Genomic DNA, 16,132 nt, shown 5'->3' with positions numbered 1-16,132 from the left:
AGAATATTTAGTTCGGTTACCTGTATACAAAAAAGTGAAAAAATTCTTTTTATGTTTTTTGGAGCGGTTATTTTTTAATTGCTAGCCACAATATCACTAAATTTAACTGTTCATCTTGACTCAAGATGAACAACTGTAATGCGAAACCCCACCGGCTCCAAAGAATTTCTTGGGTTTGAGTCTGTCATATTTTTTTTGTACCTCTATTGATTGCTCTTCGTAAGGGTTTTCTAAAACAGCTTGTAGTTCCTTTATGAGACCATAGTCACCTTTCTCTGCCATTTCGTATGCTGGTGTGATGAGCCATTCACGCCATGTGTATTTTGGATTAACGCGTTTCATTTTAGCTGATATTTCAATTTGATCACCTTTGTTAATTACTTGCTTCCGCCACCTTTGTAGCCAACTGATCCATTTTGACTCAATCTCTTCTGAGATTGGTTGATAAAAACTATCTTTTAAGACGTTAAGTGTTTTTGGAATACTAGAAAGTTTTCGGAAAAAGATTGTGTAGTCGACCTTTGTGTGAACCATGAGCTTTAGCATTTCATTAACTAGAGGTGCGTCATAGCTGACTAGGCCTAGTTTCTTTGTCCACATGTTCTCCATTTTCTGATTCATTACTGTAGTAAATCCATCACGGATGCTATCTAGCCTGTCCAGAGCCTCTGGGTGGCCGGTAAGCATTGGTTGAAGCGCTCTCAAGAACATACGATAATTTGCCTCGGCAGCAACTTGTTGGTTAAAGAATGCAAAATGTTCACCACCTCCTGTCCACGGTTGGAAACTAGGATCGAAGAGTTCACAAAATCCAAATGGACCATAATCGAGAGTGAAACCTCCTGCAGCGCAGTTGTCACTGTTGAAATTTCCTTGGCAATAGCCGATCCGTATCCAATTAGCTACTAATGATGTGAGTCGTTCTCGGAATGAATTTGCTAGTTCAACGACTTGATTGCTAAAGCTAAGATTAGGATCAATTTCTTCCTTGTAATTTCTTATGATTAAGTGCTTCACAATCATCTCGAGCTCTTTCATTGCATCTTGATGCTCATGGTTGCGTACTCGACGTGCAAAGAGTTCTATTTGACCTACCCGTAAAAATGAAGGTGCGACTCGTGTTGAGATTGCAGCTGGTGTTTTTACTAATATGTCTGGATCGATTGAATTGGAGCCTTTTGTATACCAAGGCCTGCGGACTGTCTCAGATTTAGAGACATATAGTGTAAGAGATCGTGATGTTGGTACTCCGAGTGACTGCATATATTCCTGCGCTAAAAACTCACGAACACTTGAACGAAGCACTGCTCGTCCATCAGCTCCTCTACAGTACGGTGTTGGCCCTCCTCCTTTAAGTTGCATCTCCCATCTTTTGCCATTAAAGAGACCTTCAAATACTGAAATAGCTCTCCCATCTCCATAGCCGTTGCCTGTCCCAAATGGACACTGCTGTGTATATTCAGTTCCATAGATAGATAATGCGTAACCGGTAGCCCAACCAAATGGTCGCATCGGTGTTTTTGCAACACTTATGTCACCGGAGAATAGGCGACGAAAAAGCTCATCTAGAGCAAGTTTCTGATTCAATCCTAACTCGTTAAATAATATTTTACTGTGAGCGACATATTCTGGTTTTGGAATTGCTGTTGGAGTGACAGGTACATAGTGACCAGAAAAGACCTCTCTTGTTAGGTGGTCGTCACCATCATCTGTTGCCTGAGGATCAGGTTCGAGAGAATCCATGAATGAGTAGTCAGCTTGTTTTGCAAACTCAGAAAAAGTTCTAGTTGTCTGCATAGCTTTAGTACTGCTCATTTAGATCTTTTGTAGTTGGTCAAGTCTTTAATTTGATGATTCTTTCATTTATATTTCTAGCATAGATTAGAAGCTTTAATGTTCTTAAATTTTTGTATTGAATTAGCCGATAAGTCTAAAAAATGGAGAGTAAAATATTTTTGATTGAGCTGTATCCTGAGAAAGTTTTAAGACATAAAACTACAGGGCTAATTCAATTCCATGTAAAAACTTAATTCGTATCAGCTACATTTTAAAAGAACTCACAATAAACCATTAAATCCGACTCTTTTTCTGTTTTGTGATTTAGGTCTGAAATTGCTTTAGCATTTTCAATTCTGTAAGCATACCAATCTAGGTAAAGATCTCTTTGTCTCTGAGTCTCAGGGATTACATTTTGTTTTAAGGAACTGACTCAAGAAGTGTTTTTGGTACAGCACTTATAAATAAGAATAAATAAAACAAGAGAAAGAAAGTAATTCATCTTTTAATTAACTCTGTAAGTAACTAGTGATGACGGTTGAATTATAAATGTGTCCAGCTTCCTCAATTAAAGGTCTTACTTCAGGATTGGAAAACAATGCGTTTGATATACCTTCTTCAGCTTGCTTTATAACAACGGCACTACTGGATCCTCTTTATTTATCCCTCTATAAAGACAATCAATTTTTTCTTCTTTCATAAGTTATTTGTTTTCTTCACTGTCATATACCGCTGCCCATTGTTCAAACGGAACAGAAATCTTAAAGCTGAATAGGGTTGTTTCCAGAGCCACTTATATGATTAGATAATTATGAAACAAAAAGAAAGTTGTATATGTTTTTATAAAATTCTGTCTCATTAATCATATCTTCAACATCTTTTAACACAATTATGATTTTTTACTTTCATCACTATTAATTTACTGAATGATTAATTATCTAAAAAGACCTGCTTTTTTCTTTGGAGTCTTTGCCTGAAGCTGTTCTTCTACGACTAATCTTGCTTTCTTATGAGCAATTTTAGATTCAACCATTGTTGTGATTGATATCAAAAATAAGCCTCCTATTCCAATAAATTGTTCGGCTTTTGTTGGCTCTGTATCACCATTTAAGATGGCTCCTAAAACGAACCAAGCTGTAGCTGCTCCTCCAGTTGCAAAGTAAGGTATCCAGCGACGTTGGTAAAGGTATCCAGCGCCTAAGCCAGGAATGAAATTTAATATTGTAGCAACCCATCCACTGGATGCAGCAAGAATTTGTTCCTTAGAGGGGTTATCCATGTAAATTTCTAAAAATAAATTATGTCGATATCAATTGTTTTCTGTGGACTGAACTTGCTGTTGTGAGTTACACCACACAATTAGAATTTAGTTTAGATTTTTTTAAGCGGATGACCAGACTCGAACTGGCGACATTCAGCTTGGGAAGCTGACGTTCTACCACTGAACTACACCCGCAGATCTTTAAGTTAGCGACGTTAAATGCCTACCCTATCTTTAGACACTTTCTGAAATGAGAGTCTAATCAGTTCTTTTAATGCCCATATTTCTGTTTTTGCAGTCTTTTTCTATTTCTTTTTTGATCATCTCATAAAGCGCTAATTCTTCTGGATCTTCAGAACCAAGTCCATACCCCATCGTTGCAGCAATATAAATTTTGTGTTGTCTATGAGAACTCAGACTCATTAGCTTTTAAACATTAATCAAAGTAATGGGATGAATCATCTTACCTAAGATTATAACTGCAGATGTAATTTTAATAAGTCATAGCGATCTTGAAGTTGATCAATATCTTATTAGACAGAAATGATTTCTTTTTTTCTTGACCTCTTTAAAACTGCGTAAAAAGTTAAGACACTTATCGTGCCAGATGGACCTATAAATACATGCCATATTTGGTTACCTGAACTTGAAAGTAGAATCCCAAAGAATGTAGTAAAGATTACTCCTGTGATTGGATAAATAAACAAGACCCAATCTTTAAATCGCTTCCACCACTGCGATATAAGTAGAATGCTTATTAATACTTGAATTAAAAGAGTTGTTGACTTGTCTACTAACCAATAAGAAAAAACCGCGGCAATTATTAACAAAATATTGCTAGTTATGATCGACTTGTTTTTAGCTACTGAAATAGTAAAGAACGATAATCCAATAGAAAGAAATGAATAAAACAGCCAATTATATATTGATGAGTGATCTACATATATCCAATTCGTAGTCGTATGATCAAACATCTCAAACATTGAAGCAAGGCCTAGTGAGATAAAGGCAAAAGGGGGTAGCAGAGGAAATCTAATTTGCTTGAATCTGTTTATGGACTTGATTCCAATAAGGATAGGGATGAGAAATGCTTGTAGATGTGCTAATAACAATAATGATCTAAAGGTCAATTAAGTTAATTTGGAGCTAATATGAAATTAGCAACTTTATTGAAATCTTCCTAATACAAGAACTAATATTTTTTAAAGAAACTTACCAATGATTGAAACCGGGTTAGTTGTTTAACAGAGGAACCCCGAGGACGGACTAGGCGAATATTTGGACGTTGACCGCACATTAAAATAATTAAAAAGTATTTTAAATTCAAGCTAATACTAAGAAAAAAAAAACAAGAAAATTCAGTAAGAAGATATGTTCTAAATTCCTTCAGACTCACTTTCAAGATTATTGGTTGTAATGGTGGCGACAGTTGTTGAGATAATGAATTTTTTTGCGGTATTAGATCCTTTAATAAAAAACTTTATGCAAGTTGCACTTGTGATTGGACCATTGAGTCTTATGGGTTTGGTTTTGCTACTTAGGCAAATTGAAAAAGATCATCCAGAACGTATACGTTGGAAGTAATGAGAAAATAAAATCAATTCAACTCCGGTTCGAATTAACTAGAAAACTTTTGAACGAAAATATTAACTCTTCTTTGTATTGGGGCTTTTATTTATTGGGTAATGACTTCTCACAATGCTGATAAAACTCTCAATCAATATCTTTTGGACCCAATTCTCAGACTATTTGACAGAATAAAAACCTATTATTTTTAGTAAATGATTAACAGACTTATTTCAAGTGAAAGATCTAAATGGATTTCTGTGATTGGTTTGGTCGCCATTGGTGCAGGATTCACAGCAAAGAATGTGATCTCCTATCCAACTGAATGTATGAGCGAAGAAGTTGTACAAGACTTTCTTACACCTAAAGGAACTAAAAGCAATTTCACCATTTTCTAGTTTTTTCCTCAATAAGACAAAAAAGCCTCTACATTTGAAGAAAGAAATTTTAAGATGTTTTTTTTTAATCCATTTTGGCCTTTAACAGCTTTAAGAATCGCTTCATTAAAAGCAACTTCAACATTACTTTTACTTCTTTTAATTAAATCAAACCTTCTTCGTTTGAAAGGTGGACTGATAGGCGGACTCTTTGCACTTACACTTATTTCTGGATTAATTGTCTCATCAACAGTTGCGGGCGGAGCTGCTTACTACATTCTTCAAAACAAGAAATCAAATGATGATGAAGTAAAGATGTCCGACGATGATGTAACTAATGCTGAAGCAGTTTCAGCTTGATTTTGTTTTGAAGTTACGTGATAAAGATGGTTAATTGCTCATAATTTACTAATAAGTTTTAAGCACTTTTCTAAAAATTATCTTATGTTGATTTTTTTGTTGACAGAATAATTATGAGAAATAAATTTAGATTATCGGATTATCTATTGGTTTATAAACAAATTTATAATTTCATTTTTTAAATTGTCCATCGATTTAATAATCAGGTCTGCACCTGCTTTTCTCAACTCTGCCTCATAACTTAGACGTTTCTCTCGACTTGTATCTACATGTAAATGTGGGGGGGCAATAGCGATACTGATAAATTTCTGATCTGGGATTTTAATTCGAGCATTTATTACTGTTTTAACATCTGCAACAGTATCTCCAATATATGCAATTGGAGGGTTGGAAAGGCCTAAAGGATTTTTTGAAAGTTTAGAAGATAGCGAAATAAAACCTGTTGGATCAGGTTTTTCAGGAGCTTCACCCATTGCAATCAAGGGAGCATAGGGTAAGCCAAGCCTCTGCTCTAAGACGAATTTAGCTGATGGTAATTCAGCTCCACTCACGAAACCCCAACCAATTCTTCGTTGAGTTAATTCCTTAAAAAGTGTTTGTTTGACTAATAACGTTTCGTCTTTAATAAAACCTGACCATTCACTAGAGTCATGGTTTGGATCTCCACCAAAATAAAAGTTTTCAAAGCACTCAATTAATATTTTTCTAGACGGAGCTGAAAAAGAAAGATTGTTTGTTTGTACATGTCTATTAATCATTTCTAGGCTCAAATCCCAATCATTGTTCCAACAGCCTTCACTTTTTATAGAATCAATATCTTCTATCGAGGGCCTCCACCCACTAAAAAAATTTACAGTTTCTTGGATAGCCAATCGATAGCTGTTTGTTACGTCACGAATCACCCCATCTATATCAAATAAAATTAGGCCAATATTATTCATCATTGAGTTTTTCTTTTGATTAGAGATGTTCAATGAAATTTGTTGTTTAGTTGAAGCTTAAGTTCTAATTCACGATCTTTGAGACCTTTTTCATTTTTAATAATTCGATTACCGACCCATGCAATTCCTATCCCTAAGGTTGCGGGTATACCAATTACTGAAAATCTTGTAAGGCTTTGCATTTTTTTTTACTCGATAATAAAAAAGATTTGTTTTAGTCTTCTTTGAAGTTAACAAGCAATTTTAACAATTAAAATATTAAGTGAATTTCAACTTGTTTTGGTTCTTCTTAAATCTCTCCATAAGCAGGCCATCAAATAGAAATAACCAGCCATTGAAATTATAAAAAATGATGTCATCAGCTTTGCTCAGCAGTGGACATTTGAAAAATTGAAGCAGAACTAACTACTAAAAGTATTCCAAATAAAATTATGTGATATGGAGTAAGCATGTTAAAAAAACAAAAACCAACAAGAATCTAACCAACAAACTAAGTCGATGTTGTAGTGCAATGCGAAGATTTTGGGGGTGGTTACACCAATATTTGAGAATATGAGTTAAAACAATACTGAATAAGTTGGCATGTAATGGTTAGTTTCCTTTTCTTAATACTAAAGCCAGTACTCTTTTTGATGTTGAAAAAATTTTTCAAGAAGCAAATGAAAGCTTTTATTATCAGTGCAATTGAGTGGCTAGTTCTTCAAACAGACAATGATTTAGACGATAAGATTCTTGCGAAGGTGAAAAGTGGAATGAAATTGGGTGTCGTTTGATCAAATGCTTAAGCAAGTGGTAAATGGATTTACATTATTGACTCCATGCAAAACACATTTATATCTGTTGTTAGGTGACTGTAAACTATGACTGAAAAATGTGAAACGAAGTGGTTACCCACTGAAGATCAAATCGATAACATCATTATTCCAGCAATGCAGGGAACGGCACAGCAATACGCTAACAATGCTAGTGATCTCCAATGTCCTCCTGCATTTATCGCACTAATGCTTCGAGATATTGCTGATACTTTTGAAGAAAATGCAATAATAGGAGACAAAGGTTGTGATTGTTGTTAAACCACCTTCAATTCGTCTACTAATTAAAAGTCAGCAAGTTAACTACCCAGTTGTACCAATAAGGTATTTTGTTTGATACTTTTTTATTTGCCTATTAAGCACAAGTAACGAGTATTACCAGAACTTTTTGTGTACTGCTTGCCTTGTTCCTCGCATTGAGACATGTTTTTAATTTCTATTTTTTTCTATTCCGTAAGTACTGTTTTGAAGGATCAACCAAGAACTTTCGGCTTGTGTATTCATAGCTGTCAAAAACATAGCCGATGACAAAAATAATAAATTGCGTTTTATAGAACTTCTCCTAATGTTCAACTCTATCCATAATCAATTCACGTTTTTGGAGAGATTTCCTCTTTTTGTACCCGAACTGGTTAGCACTACCTGAACCGACCTTTAGGTATAGATTATTCCTGGTTATATTCCCAACAGTTGATTCAAATTTCTAAACATTTTAGCAATGACAGCAATTAATAAAATTACTGCCGCTAAGCTTTTAGTTTTAATAAACCTTCCTCTTTTGGTTTTAATAGCAGGTGTTTACCAAATAGGTTCTGCAGTAATAGTTTAATTATTGTTTTAGTTGATTATTGTTTCTGGTTATGGTCAGATGGATTCCTTCCCAAAAGCAAAAGTCAGGTTTAATAAGTAGAAAATTCGAATTTTTAATTGATGAGTTAGCTGAATTGCAGGTTGAGCTTGATTGCCCAGATGAATTCATATTTGATTTCCTTGAAGTTGTTAAAAATCGTTGGTCATCAGATAGTTTTCATTCAAATGCTAGGCAGCATAAAAGAGATAATCCAAGCTCCTACTGAAAATGCGAAATGAAAGTTGGCTTGTGAAAAAAGATCGAGTTTGGGCAATGAGGTTTTTAAAAGATAAACACCCTGATGAAGACGGAACTACATACATAAGTGTTCACTACGCAAGCTGCAGGCTCAGATTCCTACACGGAATTACTCCTCATGTTCAATTACATGAAAGTGAGAAGCTAACTTATGAAAAAGCAAGAGACCTATGGAGGTCGTCAGTGGAAACAGAATGGGAAGTCTCTAATAAACCCTTATGGGAGACCTCTTAAAGCTTAAAAAAAATTAGCAGAATTCTATTTTAAGTGGATATTTAAGAAAAAAAGATTTTGAAATTTGAGTATATACCACTAGATAGTTTTGTATCCAGATGAACTACACGTCCCGTCCATGCATAACATAATAGTTTTTGTAGCAACCGCTACCAAAACGTTCAACTCGTTACTTAGCGAGCCGCATCTCGATTTAAGCCAAGGAACGGGGACTTAAATCAACATTCGGAGTATGGATGATGACAACTCTTCTATATCGTGGACAAAACTATGTCCAGCACAAAGAGCAAAAAGCTCAAAAGGATTGTGTTGAGCTTACTTACAGGCGAAATCACTACAACACATGCAGAAGCGATGCTAAGTCTGAGCTAAACTGCCAATTGGCTTATCGCGGTCATCGCTATCAACATTAGTTTGTTAATTCTTTTTATTAGGCCCTGCTAGGCAGGGCCTTTTTTTTTGCTTAGATAATTCTTGTTTGGTTGAGCAGCTATTAACTCGTACAAAGTTTATTTTTGTTAGCCCTCATAAACTTTGCAAGTAGATGCTGTTGGATGATTACTACATTCTTTTTCCCAAAACTCATCTCTAGTTTCATTGGGAACCGTGTAAGAGAAATCATGCATTGTTCGAATATCACTTAATGCATTTTTGATTATGTTCAAAGGAGTTTTTAGTTTCATAACCCTCCGTATCGGTATATAGATGTTCTAATCGATCTTGTTAAATTTATACACCTCGTCTTTTACTCAAGTTGAATTAACTATTAGTCGTTAACGAATCAAAGATAAGAATTATGGGAGTAGAGGCTATGCTTGAAGCTTTACCAAGTTAAAAAAATATAGTCTGTGGTTATATTATTAGTTAATAATCAATTGATTGTCTCATTTTCTAAATGGTTGTGTAGTAATGAATAATCTTGGATTGAACGATGATAAACGCATTTGAAGTCTATTTACCAATCTGGATATAAGTAATCGTCTCCTATGGGCTCTTCATAGAATTGACCAACTTCAATTCCGAAAAAATATTTTGATAGTTTTGCGAAAAAATTTTCCATTTAAATAAAAAAACGGTCTGTGCAGACTCAGACCGTTAGCGAATTACTTCTTTCCTATCTAAATACATTATTTTAGTTAGTGCGATAGTAAGGAATACCCAACTAATTTGTTTAAGTACAAGCCTAGTCTGTATTAATTGGAATGAGCACTGATAAAGGAGGGCGGTTCAAACTTTTTTTGGAGTTTGAATAATTTATTTACTTTATTCTTTAAAAAGGAACCAAAACCCAAATCAATAAAAATATATAGAAATAGGGAATAGCAAAAAACCACATAGAAAATAAGATGACATATGAATGTGTCTATGAGATCAGATTCTTTTTCATTAGTTGTTTGTTCTTCAACATCTATCTTGGGTGACGTGAATTCACTTATTGAATTAATTGCTATTGGCTCAACCCACCCAAACTGAGCTAGTTCTTGATCGATTATTTTTAGCGTTGAAGTCATAAAAAAGGTGAATATTCAAATATTCACCTTTTTATCGTGTTGAAAATCAAGTTCTAGGTCAACGTTACATTTTTTGGCTTTTTATCTTATTTTGCTTGTAGACGAACACATAATTCCAGTTAATTTCTTCCATTGCATCTTTGAACTGCAAGCATGTTTGCATCCGCATGATTCTTTTCTGTTTTCCAAATCTTATTTGATGTTTGACCAATACAAGCAACTTCGGCTGCGTTTTTTATTCCTACTGGTACTTGAGTTAAAGCCAAGATCATTAAGGCAAAACCTGTTCTAGGTGCATGAATATTTAATTGTAAGCTTTTTAGCCAGTTTTTCATAGGGATAGATCAATTTCTTTTTTAATAATCATTTATAGCTAATTTTGGTATGTATGCTTGGGTTGGTTGAAATGTCTCAAAGGCAAAAGACGAAAATTTAATTAAAAATGTTATTTCCAGAAATAGAACCTAAGGAACAAGGGATATTAAAAGTGAGCCCTCTACACTCAATCTACTGGGAAAGAAGCGGCAATCCAAATGGATCTTCTGTTTTAATTGTTCATGGCGGTCCAGGTGGTGGGAGTAGTCCTTCTTATAGAAGATATTTTGACCCAATGAAATTCAATATTGTTCAATTTGATCAAAGAGGATGTGGTAGATCTTCTCCTCATTCTGAGTTAAAAGAAAATACGACACATCATTTAATTGATGATATTGAAAAACTAAGACAACTCTTAAAAATTAAATCATGGCATGTCTTTGGGGGCTCGTGGGGCTCAACCTTAAGCTTGATTTATGCCATTCATCACACGAAAAAAGTTTTAAGTCTTACTCTTAGGGGTATATTTTTGTGCAGAAAAACCGAATTAAGTTGGTTCTATCAAAAAGGTGCAAGTGAGATTTTCCCTGAAGAATTTGAACTTTATCAGTCTGTTATTCCGCAAAATGAAAGAGGTGATTTGATTAATGCTTTCTACAAGAGATTAACCAGTCAAGATAGGTCTGAAAGATCCAAAGCGGCACATGCTTGGACGAGATGGGAAATGTCAACAAGCTTTCTTATTCAAAAAAAATTATCCATTAAAAAAGCTGCAAATGATAATTTCTCAGATTCTTTTGCCCGTATAGAATGTCATTATTTTGTTAATAACATTTTTTTAAAGGAAAATTATATTTTAAATAACATCAATAAGCTAAAAGATATTCCAGTTTCGATTGTTCAGGGAAGATATGACGTGGTTTGTCCAATGCGAAGTGCATGGGATCTTAATAAATCATTGCCTTCTTCAAAACTTTATGTAATCGATAGTGCAGGACACTCAATGAAAGAGATTGGAATATCTAAAAAACTAATTGAGTTGACGAATAATTTAGCTAATTCCTCATCTAACCTCTAATTTTATGTAGCTGTTATTTGATCTTAATTATATTTAATTATTCCTGCGCCAATTAAGAATTACAAGAAAATCTTTTAAATCTCTTAATTCATTTAATCTTGTTTTCTATCTTTGTTTAAATTGCCAATAGCTTTTACTGGGAACTTCTTGCCCTGTCTCCATACAGCTGTAATTATTAAAGCAATGAAAGCAATGATAGGTAAGAATCTAAGTACTTCCATCGTGGAAGGTTCCGCAACTAAAGATTTAAAAGGATCACTAAGAGATACGGGTACGACTTCGTATGAATTTGCTAGTTCATTTAGATCTACTTGCATTTTTACTTCGTGAATTATTTCTGAACCATATAAAAAAAAACTGCATATTTTCTTTCTGCTCGCTTCTTTGTGATTTGTATGTAAAAAATATACACAAAAAAGTAAATAAAGTTAATACTTTGAGTGATATAAGTTTTATTAAATCGCTTTCATTGGCTTGTGGATACTCTGATTACTTCTTATTTGAATTACATGTTTTTAGATAATTTATTTCGTCAACCCTGAAAAGAGAAAGAACCAAGTATGGACAATTGTATCTAGTCAAACTGTTATGGATATTACGACCACTTTATAAATATTTCCAATTTCATCAGATTCTTGATTGATCTTTATTCTTTTCATTTGGTTTCTTTGTGAAAAAACTTCTGATTCACTCTCTGAATAATGCTATATGAGCTGAAGTGAAATGTTGCTTTCACTTCAGTTCATATAGTTTTCTTTTGAAACGGCTTCGATTCTTCGCAATTTAAGTAAAAGCCAATTCTTCGGCTGTATTGGGAATTTTATTGTAGTTGGAACATTTGCATTTGAACTGATGAATTAGTTACTTAGTGAATGTCTTCATGAGAAGCATTACTATGCTTAGCTTTCTTTGAATCGGTTTTAAAGTTCGATATCTCGATATCAACGTCAACTTAATGTCTAATCAATAGAAACTAAAAGCTTGAGCGACCATAAAGCTTTCATGTTTATCTTTATTAAGTTTGTATGTTTTGTACTTGATTCAATGTCAATGGATTTATTTACCGATTGATAAAGCTTTTTCATTAGCTAAAAATGTATAGTTGCATATTCATATGACGAGGCTTCAAATTACGGCACCTCCTTTACCAAAAGGGTCAACTGAGGTGAAAATCATTGAACGAAGTTGGGGCATTGAAAGATGCTACGTAACACCAGATGGTGAAAAGGTTTGTACCCCAGCTCCATTTTTAACAAATCATCGAAATCTTGACTGGACTTGCTTTGCTTGATAGTTTTCCAGTCAGAAATAATTTAACAACTATTAAAATCTGTTTAATATATTATCTAAAACTAGCTACTCCCGCATATCCAATTTTGTAGTGCAATGCGAATCAATTAGGGTAGTTTCACCCATGCATTGAACTCTCACATGACCTAGAACACATAAAGTCAATTGATTTTTTATCGTAATGAAATTGTTTACTCCATTCAGCATCCCAAAAGCAGATATGACAGCTCTTCCAAAACGAAAAATTAAAGCTACATCCAAAAAAACACATTGATAAAGCCAACAACTTTTAGTGGTACTCTTGTATTATCCAGCATAGGATTACATGAAGCAAGATGGTTGGGTTACTGATGTAGATGGAATATGGATACTAAGGTTTCGGTATGACTGGGATAGCTGGGACCAAAACCCTAAAGTTCTGATAGAGAAAGGAAGACTTGAATTTAATGGGCCTCCGCTCCTAAAAAGTCGCAAGAGGATAAGACGAGCAGTGGCAATCAAACTTTGGAAGGAATTATTATCAACTGGATGGAGACGTATAGATCCTCAATGGGTTTGATGAACAAAATAATGATGTTGTTATGATGCCTTGATTAATTTATTTTTTTTTACCATTACGGTACATATAAAGAAATGAAACGGTTTTATTCGCAGACTACTTAATGTATAGATTTTGAACATCACTTCACTATTTAAATGTGAATTTATTAGGTTAGATTTCTAAATAAGCATGTGATCATGACATCAGACATTGAATACTATAAACAGCTTTCGAAAAAGGTTAGTACTAAGCAAGACAAAATTAATTTCTTTGATCAAAACCAAAAGGCATTTTACGTAGATATATATTCTGATAGTTGGTCAAAGATGATTGAGGCATATGCTAAAGCAGAGAACCTAAGTTCAGAGCAAGTAAATAAAGTTGAGGAGATGAAATGGAGTGAGATGCCAGAGCGGCTTAAGATTTTTGCTTATGATTTTTGTATTCTAAATGGGTTCGTTTTTACTGGAGTTGGTAAGTAAACATACTGATTATTCCACCATTAAAAAATATTTTATTTTCTTAGTCGTTTGAATAATTTACCTATTTATGTTTTTAGTAGATTGATTGTTTTCTTGCGATTGTATTGGTAGTACGTCAGATGCTTGTTGCTTCACGTTTACTTGAGTTCTGACAGGTATGTGTGCAAAGATATTTGATTTTTTAAAAGGTGCAATTTATATTTTCTTTTTTGTCCTTTTCCTTTTTGGTTCAAACCCGTCTTTGAAATCAGAACCAGATTTATTAAACCAAGCCAACAAGGTGGCAATAGATGTTCCAATTAAAGCAGCAATACCCCATTGAGATATTTCATCGTTAGCAAAAAATTTTCCTTCCAGTTGCTGAGTAATAGTAGCAATTGCCATCAGCTCCGATATAGAACATACGGTTTTTGTATTTAGACTTTGAAAATTGTTTAAGTCTTCTTTCATGCATATCGAAGTTTTTTGTGTTGAACTCTGGATTCTGTTCTCTTTGTTTATTGGTTCCCTCTTCTAAATTCCATGCCAATTTTCTTATGAGCCAAATTGAGGTAATAAAAAATACAATAACTAATAGATTCATTTTTTATATGCAATAAATTTTTAGCAATAGTCTCTCAACTCTCTCCACTTATCCAGTCCTGCTTGAAGATTCTCCATTTGACTTGTAGAACCATTTGTTTTAAATGCTTTAATCAAAGACTTTGTGGCTTCGATTCCATATCTAGCAGCTTCTCTTTGCCTTGCACAAACTCTGTCTCTTGATCCATCTTTTAGGTCTATTTCAATTTCTTTGAGTATTCTGCTTGCCTTCTCTTGTTTTTGATAAAAATCACTTAGATACATCTCGAATTCTGACTCAGCACTAACTGGTATGACAGAAAAAAAGAAGAGAATAGGAGGTATCAGTAATAAAAGAAATAAACTTTTCATTCTTTCATAATGGCGATCTTCCTAATCTTCACAACTATTTTGTTTGCAATGTCATATGGGAACCCGAACACGCAAAACGTTTCAATTGTTTAGATCATTAATGAATGAAATCCACTCAATTTTACCTCTCAGTTTTCACACGCAAACCATTAGAAATGAGTTTGCTTTTTATTTATTGTGCTTCATTAGCATGCTTCACCTGCTGAATGTTATCTAAATGAAAACACCTAATAAATTATTTCCGAAACCATTTGCAATGACATTTGCATTTATGGTTTGTACTTTCATATCTAATTCTCTTGTGGGAAATTTAGTATGAAGACTCCCTCGATAAGTTTAAAAAGAACACTTGACTTCACCATGAAGGACATTTACCTAAAGATTAATGAACTAGGTAGTAAAGACAGTCAGGCATTAAGAGAGGAATATAAAGAATGGTTAGAAGCAGGTGAAGTTGGAAATAAACACCCCCATGTTCTTTATACGAATCTGATCACGCCCAAAAGTTAAAACGAATATCTAGAGACTTTAGAGGTCCTAGATATTCGTTTAAGGTTTTGATAGAACTTATGTTTAGATCTCTCAAGCAACTAATAGTTCATCTTCGTTGAGTGATGTATGAGTTGTAGACTCATCCATTTCATCACTACTCTTGATTTCAAGAGATATCACATCTCCTGTCTCAAAATCCCCTTCAACATTTTGTTCGGATGCTGTTTCCAAATTGGGATCTATTTTTACTGACGATGTGATCTCAGACAAAACTACTTGAGCCAACTCAGCTTCTTTAACAACTTGAGACCATGGGTTAACCGTTGCTGCAATGAAGTCCCGATTAGCTTCTGTTTTGTCTCCCCGGGTGATGAGTAGGAATGGTAATGCAATGGTAAACAGACAAAAAATAGCTAGGAAAAAGTTGGCGATGGCCATTTCTCTACCAGGTTCAAATGCTGCTAGAAGCATAAAAAGAAAAGCAATTTGTATAAAAAATCACTTACTTTTTATCCCTAAGCCATACCTTCGCAAACAAACTTAATCGAAAAATTTTATTTGTTCAAAATTAATGACTTTACAGGGTAGTTAACAGTGAATTTTTTTGGGTTAATTAGTAATGTCTGTTTCTGTCATTAGACGATAAGCAAAGTCATCAACCCTCTTCTGATTCACTCCATTATCTCCAACTCCTACTCTTGATTCAGATCTGACTTGAATAATACCTTTTTCTGGAATTGCTTTTAGTAGAAGATCATCGGTATATCTCCTCCATTTGGTCTTTGCTTCAGCATGAATGAATGAATCAGTCTGTTCAACTATTTTTGTTCTTGCTGTTTCAGAAACTATTTTGGTTGCTTTTTTAAAAGCATTTTCTAAGTCGTTAACTTTAAAGTCTTCTCTCACGCAGTGAGTAATGACAACACAATCTGGCAGTTCAGTTGTTGTTGCATTTGCTTTATGGGGGGCGATGGTAACAACAATTAGAATTGAAAAGAAGAAAGTTAAAAATCGATTAATCATTAATTAAAAAGATCTAGTTAAATTAATTAAAA

28 protein-coding genes and 1 tRNA gene are annotated in these 16,132 nt (G+C 34.0%); 12 read left to right on the top strand and 17 right to left on the bottom strand.

All coding sequences use genetic code 11. The features are described from left to right. Positions 1–120: 120 nt before the first annotated feature. From AC6EI0_RS02895 to AC6EI0_RS02865, 7 genes are all read right to left on the bottom strand, one after another. Positions 121–1,815, bottom strand: coding sequence for a protein adenylyltransferase SelO (locus AC6EI0_RS02895; RefSeq protein ID WP_498522974.1), 1,695 nt, complete (start codon positions 1,813–1,815; stop codon positions 121–123). Positions 1,816–2,285: 470 nt separating this feature from the next. Then, complete coding sequence (locus AC6EI0_RS02890; protein ID WP_498522973.1) at positions 2,286–2,375, bottom strand: hypothetical protein; 90 nt, start codon at positions 2,373–2,375, stop codon at positions 2,286–2,288. Between the two features lie 104 nt (positions 2,376–2,479). Then, positions 2,480–2,569 (bottom strand): DUF3764 family protein, encoded by a 90-nt coding sequence (locus AC6EI0_RS02885; RefSeq protein WP_498522972.1) that lies wholly within the window; start codon positions 2,567–2,569, stop codon positions 2,480–2,482. 141 nt (positions 2,570–2,710) lie between these two features. Next, positions 2,711–3,055: a DUF8646 family protein gene (locus AC6EI0_RS02880; protein ID WP_498522971.1), complete on the bottom strand. Its 345-nt coding sequence runs from the start codon at positions 3,053–3,055 to the stop codon at positions 2,711–2,713. Between the two features lie 105 nt (positions 3,056–3,160). Then, a tRNA-Gly gene (locus tag AC6EI0_RS02875) sits at positions 3,161–3,232 on the bottom strand. Between the two features lie 63 nt (positions 3,233–3,295). Next, a complete protein-coding gene (locus AC6EI0_RS02870; RefSeq protein ID WP_219045946.1) occupies positions 3,296–3,460 on the bottom strand; it encodes a hypothetical protein in 165 nt (54 codons plus the stop codon). Between the two features lie 110 nt (positions 3,461–3,570). Then, a complete protein-coding gene (locus AC6EI0_RS02865) occupies positions 3,571–4,167 on the bottom strand; it encodes a hypothetical protein (RefSeq protein WP_498522970.1) in 597 nt (198 codons plus the stop codon). A gap of 310 nt (positions 4,168–4,477) precedes the next feature. Between AC6EI0_RS02865 and AC6EI0_RS02860 the strand changes: the two genes are divergently transcribed. The 3 genes from AC6EI0_RS02860 to AC6EI0_RS02850 all read left to right on the top strand — a co-directional run bounded on the left by AC6EI0_RS02860 (position 4,478) and on the right by AC6EI0_RS02850 (position 5,340). Then, on the top strand, positions 4,478–4,621 hold the full coding sequence (locus AC6EI0_RS02860; protein WP_498522969.1) for a hypothetical protein: 144 nt from the start codon (positions 4,478–4,480) through the stop codon (positions 4,619–4,621). A 197-nt stretch (positions 4,622–4,818) separates the two neighbouring features. Further along, on the top strand, positions 4,819–5,001 hold the full coding sequence (locus AC6EI0_RS02855; RefSeq protein WP_498522968.1) for a hypothetical protein: 183 nt from the start codon (positions 4,819–4,821) through the stop codon (positions 4,999–5,001). 54 nt (positions 5,002–5,055) lie between these two features. Then, positions 5,056–5,340 carry a hypothetical protein gene (locus AC6EI0_RS02850; protein ID WP_498522967.1) on the top strand — a complete coding sequence of 95 codons (285 nt, stop codon included), beginning with the start codon at positions 5,056–5,058 and terminating at the stop codon, positions 5,338–5,340. 143 nt (positions 5,341–5,483) lie between these two features. Here AC6EI0_RS02850 and AC6EI0_RS02845 read toward each other — a convergent pair whose 3' ends face one another. Together AC6EI0_RS02845 and AC6EI0_RS02840 are read right to left on the bottom strand one after the other, a co-directional pair. Further along, complete coding sequence (locus AC6EI0_RS02845) at positions 5,484–6,281, bottom strand: TIGR01548 family HAD-type hydrolase (protein WP_498523488.1); 798 nt, start codon at positions 6,279–6,281, stop codon at positions 5,484–5,486. Positions 6,282–6,310: 29 nt separating this feature from the next. Continuing rightward, positions 6,311–6,463, bottom strand: coding sequence for a hypothetical protein (locus tag AC6EI0_RS02840; protein WP_498522966.1), 153 nt, complete (start codon positions 6,461–6,463; stop codon positions 6,311–6,313). Between the two features lie 678 nt (positions 6,464–7,141). On the opposite strand from AC6EI0_RS02840, the gene AC6EI0_RS02835 reads away from it, so the two are divergent. From AC6EI0_RS02835 to AC6EI0_RS02820, 4 genes are all read left to right on the top strand, one after another. After that, a complete protein-coding gene (locus tag AC6EI0_RS02835; RefSeq protein ID WP_498522965.1) occupies positions 7,142–7,354 on the top strand; it encodes a hypothetical protein in 213 nt (70 codons plus the stop codon). Between the two features lie 599 nt (positions 7,355–7,953). Beyond that, on the top strand, positions 7,954–8,169 hold the full coding sequence (locus AC6EI0_RS02830) for a hypothetical protein (RefSeq protein ID WP_498522964.1): 216 nt from the start codon (positions 7,954–7,956) through the stop codon (positions 8,167–8,169). A gap of 2 nt (positions 8,170–8,171) precedes the next feature. Then, positions 8,172–8,435: a DUF1651 domain-containing protein gene (locus tag AC6EI0_RS02825; RefSeq protein ID WP_498522963.1), complete on the top strand. Its 264-nt coding sequence runs from the start codon at positions 8,172–8,174 to the stop codon at positions 8,433–8,435. A 236-nt stretch (positions 8,436–8,671) separates the two neighbouring features. Then, positions 8,672–8,848, top strand: coding sequence for a DUF4278 domain-containing protein (locus AC6EI0_RS02820; protein ID WP_498522962.1), 177 nt, complete (start codon positions 8,672–8,674; stop codon positions 8,846–8,848). A 105-nt stretch (positions 8,849–8,953) separates the two neighbouring features. On the opposite strand, the gene AC6EI0_RS02815 is transcribed toward AC6EI0_RS02820, so the two are convergent. The 3 genes from AC6EI0_RS02815 to AC6EI0_RS02805 all read right to left on the bottom strand — a co-directional run bounded on the left by AC6EI0_RS02815 (position 8,954) and on the right by AC6EI0_RS02805 (position 10,281). Next, positions 8,954–9,118 carry a hypothetical protein gene (locus tag AC6EI0_RS02815; RefSeq protein WP_269610566.1) on the bottom strand — a complete coding sequence of 55 codons (165 nt, stop codon included), beginning with the start codon at positions 9,116–9,118 and terminating at the stop codon, positions 8,954–8,956. A gap of 510 nt (positions 9,119–9,628) precedes the next feature. Then, on the bottom strand, positions 9,629–9,946 hold the full coding sequence (locus AC6EI0_RS02810; RefSeq protein ID WP_498522961.1) for a hypothetical protein: 318 nt from the start codon (positions 9,944–9,946) through the stop codon (positions 9,629–9,631). Positions 9,947–10,065: 119 nt separating this feature from the next. Next, complete coding sequence (locus AC6EI0_RS02805; protein WP_498522960.1) at positions 10,066–10,281, bottom strand: hypothetical protein; 216 nt, start codon at positions 10,279–10,281, stop codon at positions 10,066–10,068. Positions 10,282–10,388: 107 nt separating this feature from the next. Here AC6EI0_RS02805 and pip point away from each other — a divergent pair, with 107 nt between their 5' ends. Further along, positions 10,389–11,339, top strand: a complete 951-nt coding sequence (gene pip / locus AC6EI0_RS02800; protein WP_498522959.1) for a prolyl aminopeptidase — start codon at positions 10,389–10,391, stop codon at positions 11,337–11,339. Positions 11,340–11,431: 92 nt separating this feature from the next. Here the strand turns inward: pip and AC6EI0_RS02795 are convergent, their stop codons facing one another. Next, the gene (locus tag AC6EI0_RS02795; RefSeq protein ID WP_498522958.1) at positions 11,432–11,656 is read right to left on the bottom strand and encodes a hypothetical protein; all 225 of its coding nucleotides are present in this window, start codon (positions 11,654–11,656) and stop codon (positions 11,432–11,434) included. 797 nt (positions 11,657–12,453) lie between these two features. On the opposite strand from AC6EI0_RS02795, the gene AC6EI0_RS02790 reads away from it, so the two are divergent. The 3 genes from AC6EI0_RS02790 to AC6EI0_RS02780 all read left to right on the top strand — a co-directional run bounded on the left by AC6EI0_RS02790 (position 12,454) and on the right by AC6EI0_RS02780 (position 13,652). Next, positions 12,454–12,630, top strand: a complete 177-nt coding sequence (locus AC6EI0_RS02790; protein ID WP_498522957.1) for a hypothetical protein — start codon at positions 12,454–12,456, stop codon at positions 12,628–12,630. A 324-nt stretch (positions 12,631–12,954) separates the two neighbouring features. Continuing rightward, positions 12,955–13,188, top strand: a complete 234-nt coding sequence (locus AC6EI0_RS02785) for a DUF1651 domain-containing protein (RefSeq protein WP_498522956.1) — start codon at positions 12,955–12,957, stop codon at positions 13,186–13,188. Between the two features lie 179 nt (positions 13,189–13,367). After that, on the top strand, positions 13,368–13,652 hold the full coding sequence (locus AC6EI0_RS02780) for a hypothetical protein (RefSeq protein ID WP_498522955.1): 285 nt from the start codon (positions 13,368–13,370) through the stop codon (positions 13,650–13,652). A gap of 195 nt (positions 13,653–13,847) precedes the next feature. Here the strand turns inward: AC6EI0_RS02780 and AC6EI0_RS02775 are convergent, their stop codons facing one another. After that, entirely contained in the window at positions 13,848–14,036 is a 189-nt protein-coding gene (locus tag AC6EI0_RS02775; RefSeq protein ID WP_498522954.1) for a hypothetical protein, read from the bottom strand. A gap of 219 nt (positions 14,037–14,255) precedes the next feature. Then, on the bottom strand, positions 14,256–14,585 hold the full coding sequence (locus AC6EI0_RS02770) for a hypothetical protein (protein ID WP_498522953.1): 330 nt from the start codon (positions 14,583–14,585) through the stop codon (positions 14,256–14,258). Between the two features lie 315 nt (positions 14,586–14,900). On the opposite strand from AC6EI0_RS02770, the gene AC6EI0_RS02765 reads away from it, so the two are divergent. Beyond that, positions 14,901–15,095, top strand: a complete 195-nt coding sequence (locus AC6EI0_RS02765; RefSeq protein WP_498522952.1) for a hypothetical protein — start codon at positions 14,901–14,903, stop codon at positions 15,093–15,095. A 72-nt stretch (positions 15,096–15,167) separates the two neighbouring features. Here AC6EI0_RS02765 and AC6EI0_RS02760 read toward each other — a convergent pair whose 3' ends face one another. Next, entirely contained in the window at positions 15,168–15,515 is a 348-nt protein-coding gene (locus AC6EI0_RS02760) for a hypothetical protein (protein ID WP_498522951.1), read from the bottom strand. A gap of 171 nt (positions 15,516–15,686) precedes the next feature. Next, a complete protein-coding gene (locus AC6EI0_RS02755) occupies positions 15,687–16,100 on the bottom strand; it encodes a DUF1499 domain-containing protein (protein WP_498522950.1) in 414 nt (137 codons plus the stop codon). Between the last annotated feature and the right edge of the window lie 32 nt (positions 16,101–16,132).

The sequence above is a fragment of the Prochlorococcus sp. G5PB11 genome (assembly GCF_059772425.1).
Note: the sequence above shows the minus strand (reverse complement) of the source record. Positions and strands in the feature narration are given on the sequence as shown.

Bases quoted from the DNA above. Each gene is read 5' to 3' on its own strand.
- AC6EI0_RS02895 (WP_498522974.1), bottom strand. From the start codon at position 1,815: ATGAGCAGTACTAAAGCTATGCAGACAACTAGAACTTTTTCTGAGTTT.
- AC6EI0_RS02880 (WP_498522971.1), bottom strand. From the start codon at position 3,055: ATGGATAACCCCTCTAAGGAACAAATTCTTGCTGCATCCAGTGGATGG.
- AC6EI0_RS02870 (WP_219045946.1), bottom strand. From the start codon at position 3,460: ATGAGTCTGAGTTCTCATAGACAACACAAAATTTATATTGCTGCAACG.
- AC6EI0_RS02860 (WP_498522969.1), top strand. From the start codon at position 4,478: ATGAATTTTTTTGCGGTATTAGATCCTTTAATAAAAAACTTTATGCAA.
- AC6EI0_RS02855 (WP_498522968.1), top strand. From the start codon at position 4,819: ATGATTAACAGACTTATTTCAAGTGAAAGATCTAAATGGATTTCTGTG.
- AC6EI0_RS02850 (WP_498522967.1), top strand. From the start codon at position 5,056: ATGTTTTTTTTTAATCCATTTTGGCCTTTAACAGCTTTAAGAATCGCT.
- AC6EI0_RS02845 (WP_498523488.1), bottom strand. From the start codon at position 6,281: ATGAATAATATTGGCCTAATTTTATTTGATATAGATGGGGTGATTCGT.
- AC6EI0_RS02840 (WP_498522966.1), bottom strand. From the start codon at position 6,463: ATGCAAAGCCTTACAAGATTTTCAGTAATTGGTATACCCGCAACCTTA.
- AC6EI0_RS02835 (WP_498522965.1), top strand. From the start codon at position 7,142: ATGACTGAAAAATGTGAAACGAAGTGGTTACCCACTGAAGATCAAATC.
- AC6EI0_RS02830 (WP_498522964.1), top strand. From the start codon at position 7,954: ATGGTCAGATGGATTCCTTCCCAAAAGCAAAAGTCAGGTTTAATAAGT.
- AC6EI0_RS02825 (WP_498522963.1), top strand. From the start codon at position 8,172: ATGCGAAATGAAAGTTGGCTTGTGAAAAAAGATCGAGTTTGGGCAATG.
- AC6EI0_RS02820 (WP_498522962.1), top strand. From the start codon at position 8,672: ATGATGACAACTCTTCTATATCGTGGACAAAACTATGTCCAGCACAAA.
- AC6EI0_RS02815 (WP_269610566.1), bottom strand. From the start codon at position 9,118: ATGAAACTAAAAACTCCTTTGAACATAATCAAAAATGCATTAAGTGAT.
- AC6EI0_RS02810 (WP_498522961.1), bottom strand. From the start codon at position 9,946: ATGACTTCAACGCTAAAAATAATCGATCAAGAACTAGCTCAGTTTGGG.
- AC6EI0_RS02805 (WP_498522960.1), bottom strand. From the start codon at position 10,281: ATGAAAAACTGGCTAAAAAGCTTACAATTAAATATTCATGCACCTAGA.
- pip (WP_498522959.1), top strand. From the start codon at position 10,389: ATGTTATTTCCAGAAATAGAACCTAAGGAACAAGGGATATTAAAAGTG.
- AC6EI0_RS02795 (WP_498522958.1), bottom strand. From the start codon at position 11,656: ATGCAAGTAGATCTAAATGAACTAGCAAATTCATACGAAGTCGTACCC.
- AC6EI0_RS02790 (WP_498522957.1), top strand. From the start codon at position 12,454: ATGACGAGGCTTCAAATTACGGCACCTCCTTTACCAAAAGGGTCAACT.
- AC6EI0_RS02785 (WP_498522956.1), top strand. From the start codon at position 12,955: ATGAAGCAAGATGGTTGGGTTACTGATGTAGATGGAATATGGATACTA.
- AC6EI0_RS02780 (WP_498522955.1), top strand. From the start codon at position 13,368: ATGACATCAGACATTGAATACTATAAACAGCTTTCGAAAAAGGTTAGT.
- AC6EI0_RS02775 (WP_498522954.1), bottom strand. From the start codon at position 14,036: ATGGCAATTGCTACTATTACTCAGCAACTGGAAGGAAAATTTTTTGCT.
- AC6EI0_RS02770 (WP_498522953.1), bottom strand. From the start codon at position 14,585: ATGAAAAGTTTATTTCTTTTATTACTGATACCTCCTATTCTCTTCTTT.
- AC6EI0_RS02765 (WP_498522952.1), top strand. From the start codon at position 14,901: ATGAAGACTCCCTCGATAAGTTTAAAAAGAACACTTGACTTCACCATG.
- AC6EI0_RS02760 (WP_498522951.1), bottom strand. From the start codon at position 15,515: ATGGCCATCGCCAACTTTTTCCTAGCTATTTTTTGTCTGTTTACCATT.
- AC6EI0_RS02755 (WP_498522950.1), bottom strand. From the start codon at position 16,100: ATGATTAATCGATTTTTAACTTTCTTCTTTTCAATTCTAATTGTTGTT.